Below are 20,261 nucleotides of genomic sequence, written 5' to 3' on the forward strand. Positions count from 1 at the left end.
TCCAAATATTAAATACAAATCCTATCGGAAAAATAATGTAAATTTACCTGAGCTTACTATTTAAAATCAAAAATCGATTTATAAAAAAACAACCGAAAAAAAGTCAACCTATTTCAGTATAATACAATTATCATTTTCCTGAGCAACAGCAAAAATAATTTCAGAACCACCTGTGTTATCGATAGCAAAATTATCAAAATAATTGCTCTCTAAGCTAAAATTACCACCTTCTATCAATAGAGATGTATAGTAGATTACTTTATCCATATCTGTACCGTTGTTATCAACAGCCGCTTCTTTAAAATTAAAGCTTGATGAAGCATTGTATCGGTCTTTAAAAACAGCCCTATTTAAATACATATCAGCTAAAAAAGCATAAGCTGCTTGTTTTGTAAAGCGTCCGTTATATGTTTGTTGTTCCCCTAAGTTTGCAAGCTCAGGTATGATGGATTCCACTTCCATAATTAAATTATCAATTTCAACATCAGCTTGAAGAATAACCAAAGAATTATCTTCAGAAAACAAATCTCTATATGGAGCTTGATTAAAAAGATCTAATGTATTGTATATATAGAAAGCTAATAACCCTCTAGCTTCTGCCATAAACAGGTTGTAATTTGCATAATCCGGGTTTTCTTGTAATGATTCTATTGCTGTTAATGTTTTAGTTATACCACTGTTTAAAGCGTTCCAAGTAGAAGAAACTGCTGCATTATTGGTACCCCAAGTGAATTCTGTTAACGCTCTCCATTTTCCTCCATCACCCCAATCACTACCACGAGTTGGTAACATACATTCGTCTGTTGGATATTCTTGTAATCCAAATACGTTTCCGTGATCAGTAAAAGTTCCATTAGCTAACTGACCATAAGCAGCTGCCATAGCACTCTCAGGATTTGAACTTTCTCCTCCAATTACCTCGTCTATTACTTCTTCTTTCAAATCAGTACAGCTGAAAAGCAAAGTAGTAAGAATAATGGAGAAAGATATTTTTGATATTATATTTGAGATTTTCATAAATTATAATTTTAAAGTTGCACCAATCATATAAGATTTTGATGATGGATATGTAGTATAATCTATACCTATAGATTGATTACCTCCTGTAGAACGTGGACTGTTAACCAACGGATCAAACCCCGAATAGTTAGTGATAGTAAACAAGTTTTGTGCACTAACGTAAAGATTTAAACCTTTTAACCAGTTAATGTTAAGACCTTCAGTATCAAGCATATATCCTAAACTAGCATTGTTTAAACGAATAAAATCTGATTTCTCCATATATAATGTAGAAAGTTGAGGTGTATTTGTAGAGCTTGCACCCTTATTATAGAATTCTGACAACACATTTCTATCTGATGCTATATTGTTGATATTCAAAGCTAAATTGGTATTATTTACCAAATAACCTCCTGTTTGACCTATTAAAGCAACACTTAAATCCCAACGCTTATAGGTTAGGTTGCTATTGATGCCGAAAGTAAAGTTAGGCAATGCTCCTTCGAAGATTTGACGGTCATCACTATTTATTACATTATCATTATTGATATCTTCAAAAATATCATTCCCATTCTCGTCAAAACCTAAGTGTTTAACCATATAGAAAGATCCTGCTTCATAACCACTTTTATAAATATTGGCATATACTCCTGATAAACCAGGACCAGCCACATCTCCAGAATATAATTCTGAAACAGGAAGATCTTTAACTTCATTATTCAAAGTAGCTCCGTTCACATCTAATGACCATGTGAAATCTTCAGTATTAATTAATTTAGACCCTAAGGTAAATTCAAAACCTTTGTTTATAATTTTACCATCAATGTTTTTCCAAACAGTTGAGGTTGGGCTTAATGGTTCGGATGGAATATTTAAGATAGGATCTGTGGTTCTTTTGTTATAATAATCTAATGAACCGTATAATTTGTTATTCCATAAGCTAAAGTCAGCCCCAATATTAAACTGTGTTACTACTTCCCATTGTAAATCTGGGTTTGCCGTTCTGTTTACTTCAATGCCGTTAATTAAACTATAGTCATCGTACAAATAATATCCACCTGAGGCTGATTGAGAATAACTTGCTTGAGTAATTTTATTTTGTACTTCTTGGTTACCGGTTTGCCCCCAGCTACCTCTTATTTTTAGCTGACTGATATCATCATTATTTGATAAAAAGTCTTCTCTGTCTAAGTTCCATCCTAAAGCAAAAGAAGGAAAATAACCATATTTATTGTTTTTACCAAAACGCGTTGAACCATCTGCTCTTAAAGAAGCAGTAACTAAATATTTGTTATCAAAATTGTAGTTTAACCTACCAAAGTAAGATTGTAACTCGTTTTCTTGGGCATAACCACTAACACCAGACTGCTCACCTGAATAACCTGGATTGTGTTTTGGTGCAACACCTGTGCCCATTTCATCAATATTAGAAATAGAAAAAGATGTTCCTGAGAAATCAAATTTTTGATAAGAAAAACCTCCTAAAACTTCAAAATTATTTTTTCCTATATTAAAATTATAGGTTAGGTAATGTTCCATTAAAGAACTTTGCGAATCTAAATTACTCTGTACATAAGCTCCATCTGGAGTTCTATCTGTAACATTAGGGTAAATAGTAGAGTTTCTTTCAGAAACAGAACGGTCAATACCATAATTGAATTTATACTCCAATCCGTCTATAATTCTAAAAGTAGTTTCTACGTTTCCTAATACACGTAACGTTTTTGTTTGGTCGTCATAAATATGTAACAAGTACATCGGATTATAATTCTGGTTCAAATTGAAGTTTGTGTAATCTCCTTCTTCATCGAATATAGGTTGCGTAGGATTTGCCATTAACGCATGAACGATTAACTGACCATCTGAACCAGCATCAGCTCCATTAGGAACTCCTGTTTCATTAATCTGACTCGCAGTTAAGTTCATTTTTACTTTTAAACGCTTATTATCAAAAAAAGACTCTTCGGCATTTAAACGTGCTGTAGTTCTTTTAAACCCACTAGTTTCAACAATCCCTTCCTGATCCATGTAAGATAATGAAGCATAGTAGTTTCCGCTATCTGTCTTTTTAGCGAAAGAAAAATTATGATTTTGTGTAATGGCGTCACGGAATAATTCATCTTGCCAATCGGTTTTACCACCATGATCGTATGTATTATCGCTAATAGCATTACGATATTCACTACTGGAAAGTACATCAATCTTTTTAATTACTGAAGCTACACTCAAATATGAATCTAGCGTTATAGTAGCAACTCCACTTTTTCCTTGTTTTGTAGTGATAATCACAACTCCGTTAGAACCTCTGGCTCCGTAAATAGCTGCTGCAGAAGCATCTTTTAATACGGAAATAGAGGCAATGTCACTCGTGTTAAGAAAGTTTAGTGGATTTTTTGCACTTGAGTTACCAAGACCAAAGTTAGGACTTGCGGCACTCACACTTTCATTACTTAATGGGATTCCATCAACCACAAATAATGGTGTACTGCCACTACGGATAGAACCAACACCTCGTATTGAAACATCTAATCCGGCACCTGGTTCTCCACTTGAAGCAACTACACGAACTCCCGCTACTTTGCCTTGAATTAAATTATCTGCAGATATATTTACTCCTTGCCTAAAATCTTCAGTTCCTAATTGAGTAAGGGCACCTGTTACGTCTTTTTTGGTTTGACTACCATATCCCACAATTAAAATTTCATTTAGTAAAGCATTCGACGGCGTTAATGTAATTAATAAGACTTCAGAGTCAATAATAACTTCCTTTGTTTCATATCCTATAAAAGATACTTGAAGTGTTTGTCCTAATTCAGCTTCAATAGAAAATTCTCCATCAAAGTTTGTAGAAACACCTTTTAATGTTTCTTTTAACACAATGGTTGCACCTGATAAAGGTACTCCGGATTCATCTAAAACTTTACCATTTATTGTTTTTTGAATGGTATAATTTGAAAGTTTTGTTTTGATAGATACAATACTATTTGAATATCCTGAATGATGGTATACTAGTATTGATAAAACTAAAAAAGCTATGTTTTTTAATTTAAAAGAATTAATTTTATTGTACATTTTTAAGTTATTGGTTTTTACAATGCTTAATGATTAGACCGTAGTTGTTCGCAGCAACTGCGGTTTTTTAATTTTTGTAAATAGTTTTTTTAATTCATAAGATTAGAGAATTTTAGAAAATTAACGAGATATTCTTTATCATAAGATTATGATTTAATAAAGCGCTAAATAATAAAATATTTAGACATTCTATTTTATCTAAAGGTTATGCGTTTATTAAAAAACGATTTCAATATTTTTTTTATTTTTATTTTAAATTCTTAAAAATAAGACACTTAACTGCATTTTATTGATACATTTTGAAATACGTAATATTTGCATTTTGTTCTTGATTTCGCAACATCTGTTTAATCTTGTTAAAGTAATTTTAAGTTTTATATAACCAATTTATTATGAAATATTATAAAACCTTATTATTACTTTTTTTTATTTGTTTGAATATACATGCGCAACAAGACACATTACGAATTAATCAACTACAAGTTATAGGCTCACATAATAGCTATAAGGAAGCTATCGACCTAAAACTTTTTGAATACTTATCAAAAAAAGATAGTACAGGCAGTATTTATGGATTACAATATGAACACATTTCTATAACCAAACAGTTAGATATGGGTTTGAGAAATCTGGAAATTGATGTTTATGCAGATGCCAAAGGTGGACGTTTTTCTCATCCAAAAGGAATGGATTTAGTTAAAGATCAGCCTGCTTACGATTCTGAAGGAAAAATGAACAATCCTGGTTTTAAAATATTTCATGTAATGGATATCGATTTCAGGAGTCAGTATTATCTTTTATCCGATTGTTTGAATGATTTAAGAAAATGGTCTGATACACACCCTAATCATGAACCTGTTTTTATTACTTTAGAACCTAAAGATGATAAAGAAAATATATTTGGCACATCTGCAGAGCCGTTTACATCTGAAGTTTTTGACGAGTTAGACGCTACACTTATAAAACATTTAGGTGTGGAACATATTATTACTCCAGATAATATTCGTGGTAAATATGCTACCTTAGAAGAAGCGGTTTTAAATAGCAATTGGCCTACATTGAAAGAAGCTAAAGGTAAATTTTTGTTTATATTGGATGCTCATGGTAAAAAACAAGAATCTTATGCAAAAAACCATCCGTCTTTAAAGGGAAGAGTATTATTTATTAATGCCGAGGCGGGAAAACCAGAAGCGGCTGCAATGATTTTAAATAATCCTGAAGATGAAAATATTCCAAAATTAGTCAAAGAGGGCTATATTATAAGAACTCGGGCAGACTCAAACACAAAAGAAGCTAGAAATAATGATTATTCACGTTTTGAAGCAGCAAAGAATTCTGGAGCACAAATTATCACTACAGATTATTATTTACCAAGCAAATTTTTTAAAAGCGAGTATCATATTTTTTTTAAAAACGGAACTTATGTAAGAAACAATCCAGTAACTACTAAGTAAAATATATTTAATCAAGTTTTTTTAACGAACCAGTATTGTAATCTATTATAAAATTGTTGGAAGGAGCGCCGTTTAAAAACTGTGAAAAGATACTGTAAAACTCCAGTAGCTTTTGTTTATTAGAATTGGTGTTTTTTTGAAATATTTTAGTTTTGTAATTTTTAAAAAGCCATTGATACATAGCAATTTGTTTTTTGCCAATGTCATTTATAGCTAAAACATCAGCATTTCTAACTCTGTAAAAATCAAAAATTATATCAAATCCATTCCAATGTTTAAAATCTTGTAATGTAAAACCGGTTTCTTTTAAATCTAATTCGGCTTCTTTTTTAGCAAGTTTCCAATTATTTTTATAGAAGTCTTTATTATCTAATAGTGCTTCAAAATCAATTTCAGAATCCAAATATGGTAATAATAGTAATTCTTCACCTGAAATATTTAGCATAAAATCTTTGAAGTTCGAAACCCAATCATCTTTTAAAAAGCGTAAGCGAACGAGTTCTTTCAAATGAAACATAGTGAAATCATGATATGAATTTGTTTTCAAAATATCATAATTCCATAATGGCTTTTTTTGTTGTTGTAAATAAGCATATTCTTTTTCATATAAAGGAAATAACTCGTTAAAATGGGGAACATTATCAATGGTTATAGTGTTTACTTCTATAATGTTATTTGGTTTGATTGTTAATATTTTGTAGCCTGGAATATATGCTGCTAATGATGGTGATTGAATATTTACTAGTGATTTTCCACTTGAAAAGGTTCTAACACCGGTATCATTTATATGCATATGCCCTGCTACATGAACTGTTATTCCTGCTTCCGAAAATTGTTTCGCTACAGTTTCATTAGGAACACGCTCAAGCTGCCATTTATTTCCTTCAAAAAAGGTTTTTAATGTTGTAGAAGCATCATCATTAAAATCAATCATGGGGTAATGGCTAAAAGCAATTAATGTTTTCCCTAATCGTTTTGCTTCGTCTGCAATTGTTTTGACCCAACTAATTAAGTGTGTTTTGTTAGTAAGTACATTGTTATAACCTATACTAGCTCCATTGTAGTTTTCCGGATCTGATGGTTTACTATTAATCGTGTCTTTTGGTAAGTATACATTTCCGTCTAAGGCCAACAACCAAATATTTGGTGTTGGTTCTACTACATAACTGGCATCTGGAATTGTATATTCAGGAACAATATCATACATCCTTTTTTCAAGAGGCGCATTATCTAAAGCTTTTTGGTAGGTGTAGGTTTCGGCAGTATAATTTGAAAATGGCGTTGCCCAATATAAATAGTTCTCTTGCGGGTAAAATCCAAAGGGTTTTAAATAGTTAAAAACACCTTCGTATCCTTCTTTTTTTATATCATTTGTAATTATTGAAGGTAGCTCGCTTTTTTCAGAATCATTTTTATTCATCTTACTATAAATGCCTTGAGATTGTCCTTCTATCCCCATAAAATCAGATTTTCCAGATTCTTGGGCAAATGGTCCTACAGGATCATGATTACCGGTTGTAATAAAAAACTGTATACCATAAGTAGTCTTGTATTCTTCTAAAATTTGTTGCAATCCTCTAAGATGTATTGCTTGTCCATCATCAGTGTAATCACCAGGTAATGCTACATACTTTATGCCTTTTGCAACCATATCGTCTAAAGTAGCAAATAGAGCAAAATAATTTTCATTAAAAATTCGTGTGGAATGCAATTGAGAATCCATAGTACGCAAAAGCGTAAATTTATTTGTTTTATTATTAAATATACCTTTGTAATTAGTATCAGAAAATTTTCCGTAGATATCTTGAAAATGAATATCAGATAGAAAAGCTATTTGAATTTGAATGTAATTGTTTGTAAATGTATGTTTTTTGAAGTAATTAGAGCATTCTAAAGGATGATCTGTATTTATAAAATCTATACCTATACTATTAAAGGTTTTCCAAGCCAATGGTGTATCTGGTGCACCCCAAAAACGAAATGGTTTTTTGTATGAATGCGCTTGTTCTACAACAGCTTTTATTTTTCCTAAATCACTTTCCGAAATATCTTTCACCCCGTTCCAAGAAGAAAACTTTTTGAAACTTAAACTTATTAGTGAAACTTTATTAAAACTTTCTGTTGGTATAGATTCTAAACTTTGATAATCAAATAAAATGTAATTAGGATAGTTTTTGTAGTCTTTTACTAATGGCCTATATCCAGAAATAACAAAGGTAAGTTTAGGATTATTAGTTAGTTCTGGATATTTTTTTAATACTTTTTCAATAGCTTCTAACGTTGAATAGGCTTCCGATTTTAAATCAATAAGCAGCTGCAATTCTTGCTCATTACCCAAGTGTGTTGAAACAACTTTACTCAATGGCTTAAGATACATTGTTTCTAAGGTATTGTTTGGCTCAATGTCATTTTTAGCATGGGCTGCATATAAAACACCATTCTTTAAGAAAATATCAACTTCTATTGAATTTAAACCACAATTATAAGCTTTCCAAAAAGGCAAAAGTTGACTATAATCATTATGAGAATGTATTTTAACAGGTTGTTGAGCAAAAAGTGATGTGGATGCAAATAATAGAATACAGAAAAAATAACGCAATAAAAACATATATTATATATAACTTTCATAAAATTTAAAAGTACCGTTAATCTAAACACATACCGTTACCTATATATTAATTATATATTAACCTCATGTTTATTATGATTTAAAAGAAAAAAGTTGCCCATATTACTGGCAATCATGAAATTGTTTTAATTATAAAATATTAACTGTGACCAACTTAAACACAAAAAAACCTTGAAAGTTTTAAGAAAAATATCAAAAAAAATAAAGAATTGTATTTTTAAAACCAAAAAATATTTTTAATGTATTTTCACAAACATCCATATTCGCCTTTTATTCCAAAAAATGCAACCAAATTAATTGTAGGAACTTTACCTCCACCCCGATTTTCAATGGGGAATTTAAAAGAAGGAGATGTCGATTTTTGCTATGGAAGTATAGACGGCCAATTATGGAAAATTTTAGACAAACTATTTAATTTGAATTTACACTTTGAAACTACCTCTTTTGCCATTCAACAACGTAAAGATTTTTTACTGAAAAATAATATTGGTATTTGTGATATTGTAGAAAGTTGTGAGCGAAAAAATATAGATGCTTCCGATTTAGGAATGGAAAATATTAAACTACGTAATTTGTTATTTTACTTATCTGAATTTCAAAAAGTTGAAACACTTTTATTAACCGGTGGAAACAGTAAAAACGGACCCGAATATCACTTAAGAAAACTGCTTAAAAAAGAAAATATCCCATTTGTACAAATCGCATCAGAAACACCCAAAATTCATCAATTTAAATTACCAAACAGTAAAAGAATCATTAAAGCTGTTTCATTAACAGCACCTTCCGGAAGTGCTAACAGAGCTGTTGGCAGTAATCTTCAATATAAACTCATCAAAAAACAAAACCCTAAATTCAACACGTTTGATTTTAGGGTAATGCAGTATAAAAAATATTTTCTTTAAACTTATTCAAAATTGAGTTCAATTAATTAAAACTGTTAACTTACTGTTTACTATCATTCTTGTATATTGTCATTCCTGCCTTCGCAGGAATGACAAATTCTTAATCAACTAAAAACACACTTAACTAAGTATTAAACACTTTTAAATCAAATTCACATTATTTACGTATAGATTTTACAAATTCAGCTATTTTATTTGTTCCATTTTCATTCAAATGTTTGATAAATGCCGAACCAATAATAGCTCCTTTAGCATATTTGGTAGCTTGCTGGAAAGTTTCAGCATTTGAAATTCCAAAACCAATAATTTGGGGAGATTTCAAATTCATAGCTCCAATACGTTCAAAATATTCATTTTGAGTATTTCCAAAGGTGTTTTGTGTTCCTGTAACACTTGCTGAACTTACCATATAAATAAACCCGTTTGAAATTTCATCAATAAAACGAATACGTTCACCGGAAGTTTGTGGTGTAATTAAAAACACATTGATTAAATTGTACTTATCAAAAATAGCTTTGTAATTCTCATTGTATTCTTTTACCGGTAAATCAGGAATAATTAAACCATCTATTCCAATTTCAGCACATTTTTTACAGAAGGCTTCAACTCCATACTGCATCATTGGGTTAAAATAACCCATAATTACCAACGGAATACTCACAGTTTTTCGAATATTTTTTAATTGTTCAAATAAAATTTCCGTAGTCATTCCATTCTTTAATGCTATTGTTGAACTCTCCTGAATTGTTGGTCCGTCAGCTAACGGATCGCTAAAAGGCAAGCCAATTTCTATAAAATCAACGCCACTTTTTTCTAAATCTTGAATAATAGAAACAGTATTATTTAGTTTTGGATATCCAGCTGTAAAATAGATTGATAACAGCTTTTTAGTTGACTGTAATTTTTGGTTTATTCTGTTCATTTTTATGTCATTTTGAATTTTTCGTCACCCTGAACTTGTTTCAGGGTCTCATCATAATTCTATTGTTTTTAATTTTGGATTCTTCTCTTTTATTAAATTGATTTTCCAATCTTTATGCCAATTCTTTAATTGTTTTTCCCTCTTTATTGCTTGGTTAATATCTAAATACTCTTCAAAATAAATTAAATCTGTAACATTATATTTAGAAGTAAATTTAGAACCTCTTTTTTCTAAATGATTCACAATCCTTCTATTTATATTACCCGTAACACCAATATAAAATGTAGTTCTATATTTATTTGTTAATATGTAAACATAACTATGCTTCATCAATTATGAGATGCTGAAACAAGTTCAGCATGACGATTCGATTTTACAACCTAAAATATTTAATATACGTATCTAAATCTTTATCACCTCTTCCTGATAAATTTAATACCACAACATCATCTTCTTTAAACTTTTTCATGTTGAAAACCGCCAATGCGTGTGAGCTTTCTATCGCCGGAATAATACCTTCCAACTTACATAATTCTAATCCGGCTTGCATCGCTTCATCATCTGTAATTGAAATAAATTCAGCTCGTTTACTTTTGCACAAATGTGCGTGTAACGGGCCAACTCCCGGATAATCTAAACCTGCAGAAATTGAATACGGCTCCGTAATTTGACCATCTTTAGTTTGCATTAACAATGTTCTGCTTCCGTGAATAATCCCTTCTTTTCCCAAAACGCTTGTTGCTGCACTTTCACCTGAATCTACACCTAACCCTGCAGCTTCAACAGCTATTAATTGTACACTTTCTTCATCTAAATAATGATAAAAAGCACCAGCGGCATTACTACCTCCACCAACACAAGCAATTACATAATCGGGATTTTCGGTATTTTCTTTCTCCAATAATTGTGTTTTAATTTCTTCTGAAATTACCGATTGAAAACGCGCAACCATATCAGGATACGGATGCGGTCCAACCACCGAACCAATTATATAATGTGTATCTACCGGATTGTTAATCCAATCTCTTATAGCCTCATTTGTAGCATCTTTTAGCGTTCTACTACCTGATAAAGCGGGTACAACTTTTGCGCCTAACATTTTCATACGAGCTACATTTGGTGCTTGACGTGCAATATCAATTTCACCCATATAAACAATACACTCAAGCCCCATTAAAGCACAAACCGTAGCTGTTGCTACACCATGTTGTCCAGCACCTGTTTCAGCAATAATTCTTGTTTTACCTAAACGCTTTGCCATTAAAATTTGCCCAATAGTATTATTTACTTTATGTGCGCCTGTATGGCATAAATCTTCTCGTTTTAAGTAAATTTTGGTATTATATTTTTCTGACAATCGCTTGGCAAAATACAATGGTGTTGGGCGCCCCACATATTCTTTTAATAATGATTTAAACTCCTTTTGGAAAGAAGCTTCTTGCATTATTGTTACATATTTTTGACGTAATTCTTCTACATTAGGGTAGAGCATTTCCGGAATATAAGCACCTCCAAATTCTCCGTAATAACCATTTTCATCTACAAAATAACTCATTTTAAGTTGTTTTTAAATTCTTTTATATCTTCTAAATTTTTTAATCCGGGTTCAATTTCAAAACCACTATTTATATCTATACCAATACATCGTTTAGATTCGTGCCTCCGCAGGAATGACAAAATTTGTTTAACATCATTTTTAGCAATACCTCCACTTAATAAAAAAGGAGTTTCACCCTTATAATTTTGAAGTATATTCCAATTAAATTTTACTCCATTACCTCCATAATTTTCACCTTTTGTGTCGAATAAAAAATACTTACAGTAAATATTATAAGGAATTGTAGCACTAAAATTAAATTTCTCATCAACAGAAAAAGCTTTAATGATTTCAAATGAATGAGATTCTGAAATAAGTTCAGAATGACGTAATTCACGACAATATTCAGGAGATTCCGAACCATGTAATTGCACTAAGTTTAATTGAAACTTATTTATTTTATCAATAACATTTTCAATACTTTCATTAACAAAAACCCCTACTTTTTTAGTTTTTTTAGGAAAATCAATTTGAGGAATATCTTTAATAAACCTTTTGGATTTTTCGTAAAAAATAAAGCCAATAAAATCGGGTTTTAATACTAATAAATTTGAAATATTTTCAATATCCCGCATTCCGCAAACTTTAATTTTCATTTTACATAATTTGGTTGATAAATTCTTTACAAGCTAACCCCGGATTTTCAGTTTTCATAAAATTTTCACCAATTAAAAAACCTTGAAAACCATATTCTTTTAATCCTGTTATTATTCGCGGATCACTTATACCACTTTCTGAAACTTTAATGCATGAATCAGGAATTTGAGCAACCAATTCAATTGAGTGTTCCAAATCTACCTGAAAGGTTTTTAAATTTCGGTTATTGATTCCTATAATTTTATGATCTAGCTCTATTTTATCCAATTCTTCTTTGCTGTGAACTTCATATAAAACTTCCAATCCTAAACCTTCAGCTAATTTTCCGTAATTTTTAAGTTCTTCTTTTGTTAAACAAGCAGCAATTAGCAATATTACATCGGCACCAATAGCTTTAGCTTCAACAATTTGAAAACCATCAACTATAAAATCTTTACGCAAAATAGGCGTAGTTTTATTTATTTCACGCGCTTGAATTAGATCAATTATACTTCCTCCAAAAAATTCCAAATCGGTTAAAATAGATTGCGCTGCTACATTTGCACTTAAATAATCTTGTGTAACTTCAACAATGGTTGCTTTATCGTTAATAATCCCTTTTGAAGGAGATTTGCGCTTATATTCAGCTATAATTCCAGTTGAATTTAGAGAAGTTAATGCCTTTTTTAAAGAAATTGGTGTACGTTTAAAATTAGGGCTTTTCACTAATTTTTCAACAGTAACTTCTTGCTTTAATTTAGCTACTTCAAGCTTTTTATATGCTATTATTTTATCTAAAATATTCATAAATAATTATAAATTTTTCAATTACGAATTACGAATTGTTTTTTGTATACTTCCAATAATTTTTAATATTTCTTCTACGTCTGCCAAATACGATTTACTCTTTTCTTAAGTCAAATAATTCATATCTGTTAAAAGTCTAATCCAATAATGAGTTTCTCTTGCTTCTTTATAAGATATTGATAGCTTAGCAAAAAAGTCTTTTCTACTTTGACCTCCAATAGCTTCTTCTATATTAGCACCTATCGATGTTCCCGACCTAAGTAATTGTTTACTTAAAATAAATTCTTTTTTTTCTTCACTCAAAAACTTATAAAGTTCTACAATACGAATTGCAAAATCATAACTTTTTATTTGAATAATATTCTCTTTCATCTCAATTTAAAATTCGTAATTTCTAATTAGAAATTAATTTTTGTAAACATTTTTTAGCTTTTAATCCAAATAACGAGTCTTTTGCTTCTTCAAATGCTGTTTCAAAAGATTTGTTTTTATCGATAGTCATTAAAGCATACACTGCATTTGTTAATACTACATTGTTTTGCTCTTCGGTTCCTTCTCCATTTAAAATGGCAATAAATATAATTGCCGATTCTTGTACTGTTTCTCCACCAAAAATATCTGATTGCAACAACCTTTCTAAACCTAAATCTTCCGGTGTAATTAATTGCTCGCTTTCTTTTGTAAACAGCTTAAATGCACTTGTTAATGAAATTTCATCGTACCCATCTAAGCTATAAACTATTCCGTAATTTTTTGAAGTTTCTTGCAATAAATAATTGTAAACTCTTGCAACTTCCAAATTAAAAACACCTACCATTTGATTTTGTGGCTCACTCGGATTTACCAAAGGACCTAACATATTAAAAAAGGTTTTCATGCCTAGTTCTTTACGAATTGGACCGGCAGCTTTCATTGCAGGATGAAATAACGGTGCGTGTAAAAAACAAATATTGGCTTTGTCTATTTGCTTTTGCAGCGTAGCCTCATCATTGGTAAATTTATATCCCATAAACTCTAACATATTTGAAGAACCACTTACGGATGAAACTCCATAATTACCGTGTTTTGCTACTTTATTTCCTGTACCTGCAACTATAAATGATGTTAAAGTTGAAATATTAAACGTGTTTTTACCATCGCCACCAGTTCCACATAAATCGATAGTATTGAAATCTGATAAATCAATTTTCACTGCTAAATCTAACAATGCTTCTCTAAAACCTGCCAACTCATTTACTGAAATAGGACGCATTAAATACACCGTTAAAAACGATGCCATTTGCGATGCGTTATAACTATTAGCTGCTAATTTAGTTAGTACATCTCTCGCTTCTAATTTGGTTAATCGTTGTTGTTCAAATAATTTGTTTAGTATATTCTTCATTTTCTTTAAATTGGAAAGATTATTTTTAGATTCCTGCCTTCTCAGGAATGACTTGTTTTTGTGATTGAAGTAAGGGAAGTTACTTTAAAGTTTCACTTCGACTCCGCTCAGTGACCACAACTTCTGCTTCACTCAATAGTCAACTACTTATTTGCTTCTATAAAATTCCTAATAATTTGTTCTCCTAATGGTGTTAAAATTGACTCTGGGTGATATTGTACTGCACTTACATTGTATTTTTTATGCTGAAGCGACATTATTGCTCCGTTTTCATCTTCAGAAGTTATTTCTAACTCCTGAGGAAAATCTTTTGATGCTGCTATCCACGAATGATAACGCGCTGCTTCAAATTCGGTTGGTAAACCTTTATAAATTATAGCGTCACTTTTGGTAACTTTCATTGTAGTTGCTACTCCGTGAAAAACGGAATCTAAATTTTCTAACGATCCTCCAAAAACCTCCGTAATTGCTTGCAAACCTAAGCATACTCCAAAAATTGGTTTTGTTGGTGCGTAGATTTTTATTACTTCTTTTAAAATACCTGCTTCATCAGGTATTCCCGGTCCGGGTGAAAGAACTATAATATCGTACTCATTTACGGCCTCAATACTTATTTCATCATTTCTAAATACTGCAGGATATTCTCCTGTAATATCTTCAATCATATGTACCAAATTATAGGTAAATGAATCGTAATTGTCTAAAACTAATATTTTCATAATCTTAACCTTCTCTACGGAAGGGATTTTTTATTTATTTTTTTAATTATCAATTGTTCGCGTTAGGGATTGCAGCTTTGTTTGAGCTCTTTTTGTTTAAAAAACAAAAAAGCGAGTGCGAAAAGCCCGACCTTTATTTGTCTCTCGACTCAGCTCGAGATGACAAATAAAGGGAACGCCCTAAATATTTTCTGCCAATAACAACGCTTTTTTTAACGCTGCTAATTTGTTATTTACCTCTTGCAACTCTCCTTCTTCGCTTGAATTGATTACAATTCCAGCTCCTGCCTGATAATACAGCGTATTTTGTTTGCTTACAAACGAACGTATGGCAATTGCCAAATTAACCGTATTATTTAACCCAATAAAACCAACGGCACCGCCGTAAAATCCACGTGTTTGGTTCTCGTAAGTATCAATTAACTCCATTGCTTTAAACTTTGGTGCGCCGCTTAATGTACCAGCAGGAAACGTATCTCCAACAATTTCAATAGCTTTTCCTTTTGGTTTTCCCTGAACGGTTGATACCAAGTGAATTACGTGACTAAAATATTGAACTTCTTTAAACACCTCAACGGTTACATTACTTGCGTGTTTACTTAAATCGTTACGCGCTAAATCTACCAACATTACATGCTCTGCGTTTTCTTTTTTGTCTTTTGACAGTTTATCACCCAATTGTAAATCTTTAGTTATATCGCCTGTACGCCTGAACGTACCTGCAATTGGATTGATAATGGCTTTTTCTTCGTCAATTTTAATTTGTGCTTCGGGTGAAGAACCCATGAGTTTAAAACTGCCATAGTCAAAATAAAATAAATAAGGTGAAGGATTTATAGAACGCAAAGCTCTGTACACATTGAACTCATCTCCTTTAAATTTTTGCTGAAATTGGCGTGATAAAACCAATTGAAAAACATCGCCTCGTTTACAATGACTTTTTGCTTTTGCTACGTTGTTTTTAAAATCGTCATCCGTACAATTTGAAGATTCTTCTCCTTTTACATTAAATTTATACAAACCGTACGTACGTGCATTGATTAATGTTTCAATTTCATGAATTCGAGATTCTGAACCTTCTTCAATATTTTCAATTAAGGTAAGTTCATCATTAAAATGATTGATTGCTATGATGAATTTGAAAAAACTGAATTGAAAATCGGGTATTTCAGAAGCAGCTTTTTTTGCTTGTAACTTTATGGTTTCAAAATATTGTATGGAATTATAAGATATATAACCGTAAAAACCATTAAAAGCCTTTATTTCTGAACTACAATCTACATTTAAAGTGTTACTATAATTCTCAAAGATTTCATAAAAATTACCATCTATATTTTTTTCATCAAGTACTTTGTTTTTATAGTTATAACTGAATTTATTTTGATGGGCTTTTAACGTTACAAGAGGCTCTACGCATATATAGGTAAAGCTTTCTTCTTTACTATGATAATCGGAACTTTCTAACAACAAACTATTGGCATACTTGTCTCTGATTTTTGAATACATGCCTACCGGTGTAATAGTATCAGCCAACTGTTTTTTTGAAATTGTTTTAAATTTTAATTTTTCCATTTTATTGAAATAAAAAAGGACTTACCGCGAGATAAGTCCTTTTTGTTATATATATTTTGTATTATAAATATAGTAGTTACTTCTCGCTTATTGTATAAGAGAGTTCCACCACCAATTCATATTTATTGTATTTTTTTTCATTAGAGCAACAAATTTAAGATAGATTTTTAAATACACAAATTATTTTAAAGCAAACTTAGTATTTGAACCACAATTATAAGTAAAACCATAGCTATAGGATAAACAGTTGCATAAGCTATAGCAGGAGCGTCAGTATCTGTCATATTATCAACAGCTGCCAATCCCGGTGTACTTGTCATACTTCCTGTAAGAGTACCTAATAGTGTTAACAAATTAATTTTTAAGAAGTATCTAGCTATAATTGTTGTAACTATCATTGGAAAAAGGGTAATTATAATTCCGTACATAAATAACTCCATACCGTAATTTTGAAAAGTTTCAAAAAGGCTTGAACCTGCGCTAGTACCTACTGCAGCTAAAAAGAATAATAACCCGAACTGACGCAATAAGTTGTTTGCAGCACCGGTCATTGTCCACATTATAGGTCCGGTTTTACCTGTTCTACCTAAAATAAGAGCTACTAATAAAATTCCTCCTGTTAATCCTAAACCAAATGAAAATGTTCCTAAATTGATACTTAATTTTCCAACTAAAATACCCAAGATGATTCCTAATGCAATTGGGAAAAAATCTGTACTGGATAATTTACTGTCATCATCACCAAAAACACGACATACCTGCTGCACATTTTCTTTACTACATGTTACCATTAATTTGTCTCCAAACTGCAATTTTGATGAAGGGCTGGGCGATAAATTTATTCCTGAACGACGTATACGTGTAACTGTTGCATTGTATGCGCTAAGAATATCAAGTTCTCCTAAAGTTTTTTTAACAACATCTTTATTTGTAACTAATATTGTACGTGCATCATACCGTTTACTTAAAGGAATTTCCTGATTAGTTTCTGAACCTATCAATAATTTAACCCTTTCTAAAGCTTCTTCTGTACCAACGCCTCTAACTAAATCTCCTTTTTTTAGAATTAATGAAGGTTCCGGAATTATTACTACTCCGTCGTGCATAATTCTTGAGATTACAGCTTTTGTCATAAAACGAATATTAAGCTCTTCAAAACTTTTATTTATTACATTTTCGTTTTCAACAATAAAATTCTTTCTAGAAATCTCAGGATACTCTGTTGATATTTCGTCCTTGTATTTTTTTTCTTCATCTTCTATTTTAACACGTAAAATACGAGGTAAAAAACTAACAAAAAGTATAACTCCTATAACACCAAAAGGATAACCGATACTATACCCAATAGAAGCTAATGAAGAACCTGTAGTATCAATTGCAACGGCTAAACCCGGAGTACTTGTTAATGCTCCAGTTAATAAACCAATACATAAATTTTTATCTACTCCTGATAAATAATAAATTAAAAACGTAATTATAGCTGAACTTATGATTAACATACTTGCCAAAATAGTAAGTTCTCTACCGTGTTTTTTAAACGATTCGAAAAAACTAGGCCCGGCCTGAATACCAATTGTAAAAATAAAAAGTACTAAACCTAAATATTGAAAATCTTTTGGTACTTGTATGCCGTAATGCCCAAAAAAAAGTGCTACAAATATAACTGCAGACACATCAAGAGATATTCCTTTAATTTTAATTCGTCCAATAATAAAACCAATTAAAATAATTAAGAATAAGACAAAATAACTATTAGCAAATAAATTCATATTGTTAAATTTAGAGTACAAAATTACACACTAAAAATACCAATTTAATCTTTTATTTTTTTATTTTACGAAAACGATTGCAGTTTTATAAATAATAAATCCTAACGTTTAGTTAGGATTTATATCTTGTTATCAATCAAATTTTTAATGTAATGAGCCTAAGTAACGTTCTGCATCTAAAGCAGCCATACAACCTGTTCCTGCTGCTGTTACTGCTTGCCTGTATTCTTTATCTTGAACATCTCCTGCTGCAAATATACCGGGTAAATTTGTTTTGGTAGATTTTCCTTTAGTTATAACATAGCCTGTTTCATCCATATCAATAACACCTTTGAAAATATCAGTATTTGGCTTATGCCCAATAGCAATAAAAACTCCTGTCACATCAATTACTTCTTTTTCTCCGGTTATATTATTGAAAACTCTAACTCCTTCAACAACATTATCTCCTAAAACCTCTTCTATTTCGGTATTAAATTTTACTTCAATATTAGATGTTTTATCAACTCTATGTTGCATTGCTTTTGAAGCTCTCATATAATCTTTTCTAACCAATATTGTTACTTTATTACAAATATTTGCTAAATAGGTGGCTTCTTCTGCTGCTGTATCTCCTGCTCCCACAACAACTACATCTTGCTTTCTATAAAAAAATCCATCGCAAGTAGCACATGCTGAAACACCTCCTCCAATTAAACGTTGTTCACTTTCTAATCCTAAATATTTAGCGGTAGCTCCTGTTGAAATTATTACAGTATTTGCCTCAATTTGCTTAGTTTCATCAATTGTTACTTTGTGAATACCACCAACTTCTTTACTAAAATTTACATTTGTTACCATGCCAAAACGTACTTCTGTCCCAAATCGTTCTGCCTGCTTTTTTAAATCTTCCATCATTGCAGTACCATCTGTTCCATTTGGATATCCCGGGAAATTATCAACTTCGGTAGTGGTGGTTAACTGACCCCCCATTTGCATTCCGGTATACATCACAGGTTTTAAATCTGCTCGTGCAGCATAAATTGCTGCTGTATATCCTGCAGGTCCAGAACCAATTATAAGGCATTTTATTCTTTCTATAGTATCAGACATAATTTGTTTGTTTTATTTAATGACGAACAAATTTATAGCAATTTATTATAAATAAACATCTTTGTTTATAATTTTTAATAATGACTGTATAAGCTTAAATAATATAGTAATTATGCTATTTTTAATTTACATTTGAGCTTTTTAAAATCTTTTGAGTGGATAATAAATTAAAAATAAGTACACTGGAAGAGCTTGAAATTATTTTAAGCTCTCAAAAAGCTGTTTTGCTATATTTTTCTACCACGTCATGTAATGTGGGTGAAGCATTAGAACCAAAAATTATAGCTTTAATAAACTCCTCTTTTCCTAAAATCTCTTTTTATTCTATTGATATTAATTTTTCGCCTGACATAGCCGCAAAGTTCAGTGCTTTTGTAGAACCAACTATTTTGGTATTTTTTGAAGGAAAAGAAACTATTAGAAAAAGCAGAAATATAAGTGTTTTTGAATTACAAGAAACTATACAAAGACTTTATAATCTTATTTTTGAATAATTACTTGTTAAATGTATTTTTAGTTATATATTTGCAGTCCGAAAATAATTCGGGGTGTAGCCCTTCGTCATTGCTCAGGATAAACTACACTACAAATTTATTATTTTCGGGGTGTAGCGTAGCCCGGTTATCGCGCCGCGTTTGGGACGCGGAGGTCGCAGGTTCGAATCCTGCCACCCCGACAAATTATAGTATCAATCTATAACAAAAACCTGTTAATCGTATGATTTACAGGTTTTTCTGTTTTTAAGAATATCATAAGAATTGATATGT

16 protein-coding genes, 1 tRNA gene and 1 pseudogene are annotated in these 20,261 nt (G+C 31.0%); 4 read left to right on the forward strand and 14 right to left on the reverse strand.

What is annotated here, in order from left to right:
• Window positions 1–108: 108 nt before the first annotated feature.
• Together HGB55_RS13070 and HGB55_RS13075 are read right to left on the reverse strand one after the other, a co-directional pair.
• The gene (locus HGB55_RS13070) at window positions 109–1,017 is read right to left on the reverse strand and encodes a RagB/SusD family nutrient uptake outer membrane protein (RefSeq protein WP_168817340.1); all 909 of its coding nucleotides are present in this window, start codon (window positions 1,015–1,017) and stop codon (window positions 109–111) included.
• A gap of 3 nt (window positions 1,018–1,020) precedes the next feature.
• Window positions 1,021–4,071: a TonB-dependent receptor gene (locus tag HGB55_RS13075; RefSeq protein WP_168817341.1), complete on the reverse strand. Its 3,051-nt coding sequence runs from the start codon at window positions 4,069–4,071 to the stop codon at window positions 1,021–1,023.
• A gap of 392 nt (window positions 4,072–4,463) precedes the next feature.
• Here HGB55_RS13075 and HGB55_RS13080 point away from each other — a divergent pair, with 392 nt between their 5' ends.
• Entirely contained in the window at window positions 4,464–5,525 is a 1,062-nt protein-coding gene (locus tag HGB55_RS13080; protein WP_168817342.1) for a phosphatidylinositol-specific phospholipase C1-like protein, read from the forward strand.
• A gap of 7 nt (window positions 5,526–5,532) precedes the next feature.
• Here the strand turns inward: HGB55_RS13080 and HGB55_RS13085 are convergent, their stop codons facing one another.
• The gene (locus HGB55_RS13085; RefSeq protein WP_168817343.1) at window positions 5,533–8,133 is read right to left on the reverse strand and encodes a metallophosphoesterase; all 2,601 of its coding nucleotides are present in this window, start codon (window positions 8,131–8,133) and stop codon (window positions 5,533–5,535) included.
• Window positions 8,134–8,393: 260 nt separating this feature from the next.
• On the opposite strand from HGB55_RS13085, the gene HGB55_RS13090 reads away from it, so the two are divergent.
• Window positions 8,394–9,056 (forward strand): uracil-DNA glycosylase family protein, encoded by a 663-nt coding sequence (locus tag HGB55_RS13090; RefSeq protein WP_168817344.1) that lies wholly within the window; start codon window positions 8,394–8,396, stop codon window positions 9,054–9,056.
• 157 nt (window positions 9,057–9,213) lie between these two features.
• Here HGB55_RS13090 and trpA read toward each other — a convergent pair whose 3' ends face one another.
• The 11 genes and pseudogenes from trpA to trxB form a co-directional block, all read right to left on the reverse strand.
• Window positions 9,214–9,978: a tryptophan synthase subunit alpha gene (gene trpA, locus HGB55_RS13095; RefSeq protein WP_168817345.1), complete on the reverse strand. Its 765-nt coding sequence runs from the start codon at window positions 9,976–9,978 to the stop codon at window positions 9,214–9,216.
• A gap of 51 nt (window positions 9,979–10,029) precedes the next feature.
• Window positions 10,030–10,308 carry a GIY-YIG nuclease family protein gene (locus tag HGB55_RS13100; RefSeq protein ID WP_168817346.1) on the reverse strand — a complete coding sequence of 93 codons (279 nt, stop codon included), beginning with the start codon at window positions 10,306–10,308 and terminating at the stop codon, window positions 10,030–10,032.
• A 43-nt stretch (window positions 10,309–10,351) separates the two neighbouring features.
• A complete protein-coding gene (trpB, locus tag HGB55_RS13105; RefSeq protein WP_168817347.1) occupies window positions 10,352–11,533 on the reverse strand; it encodes a tryptophan synthase subunit beta in 1,182 nt (393 codons plus the stop codon).
• Window positions 11,530–12,171, reverse strand: coding sequence for a phosphoribosylanthranilate isomerase (locus HGB55_RS13110; RefSeq protein WP_168817348.1), 642 nt, complete (start codon window positions 12,169–12,171; stop codon window positions 11,530–11,532). Before HGB55_RS13110 ends, trpB begins: the two co-directional genes overlap by 4 nt.
• 1 nt (window position 12,172) lies before the next feature.
• Entirely contained in the window at window positions 12,173–12,958 is a 786-nt protein-coding gene (gene trpC, locus HGB55_RS13115; RefSeq protein WP_168817349.1) for an indole-3-glycerol phosphate synthase TrpC, read from the reverse strand.
• A gap of 21 nt (window positions 12,959–12,979) precedes the next feature.
• Window positions 12,980–13,330 (reverse strand): annotated as a pseudogene (locus HGB55_RS13120) (four helix bundle protein).
• 22 nt (window positions 13,331–13,352) lie between these two features.
• Window positions 13,353–14,342, reverse strand: a complete 990-nt coding sequence (trpD, locus tag HGB55_RS13125) for an anthranilate phosphoribosyltransferase (RefSeq protein WP_168817350.1) — start codon at window positions 14,340–14,342, stop codon at window positions 13,353–13,355.
• Window positions 14,343–14,485: 143 nt separating this feature from the next.
• Entirely contained in the window at window positions 14,486–15,061 is a 576-nt protein-coding gene (locus HGB55_RS13130; RefSeq protein ID WP_168817351.1) for an aminodeoxychorismate/anthranilate synthase component II, read from the reverse strand.
• 180 nt (window positions 15,062–15,241) lie between these two features.
• The gene (locus HGB55_RS13135; protein ID WP_168817352.1) at window positions 15,242–16,633 is read right to left on the reverse strand and encodes an anthranilate synthase component I family protein; all 1,392 of its coding nucleotides are present in this window, start codon (window positions 16,631–16,633) and stop codon (window positions 15,242–15,244) included.
• Between the two features lie 185 nt (window positions 16,634–16,818).
• Window positions 16,819–18,402, reverse strand: a complete 1,584-nt coding sequence (locus HGB55_RS13140; protein ID WP_168817353.1) for an aspartate:alanine exchanger family transporter — start codon at window positions 18,400–18,402, stop codon at window positions 16,819–16,821.
• Window positions 18,403–18,546: 144 nt separating this feature from the next.
• Window positions 18,547–19,494, reverse strand: coding sequence for a thioredoxin-disulfide reductase (gene trxB / locus HGB55_RS13145; protein ID WP_168817354.1), 948 nt, complete (start codon window positions 19,492–19,494; stop codon window positions 18,547–18,549).
• Between the two features lie 155 nt (window positions 19,495–19,649).
• Here trxB and HGB55_RS13150 point away from each other — a divergent pair, with 155 nt between their 5' ends.
• Window positions 19,650–19,988: a thioredoxin family protein gene (locus HGB55_RS13150; protein ID WP_168817355.1), complete on the forward strand. Its 339-nt coding sequence runs from the start codon at window positions 19,650–19,652 to the stop codon at window positions 19,986–19,988.
• A gap of 107 nt (window positions 19,989–20,095) precedes the next feature.
• Window positions 20,096–20,170 (forward strand) — tRNA-Pro (locus HGB55_RS13155).
• Window positions 20,171–20,261: the final 91 nt, after the last annotated feature.

Source organism: Lutibacter sp. B1, from assembly GCF_012524075.1.
Lineage (GTDB): Bacteria > Bacteroidota > Bacteroidia > Flavobacteriales > Flavobacteriaceae > Lutibacter.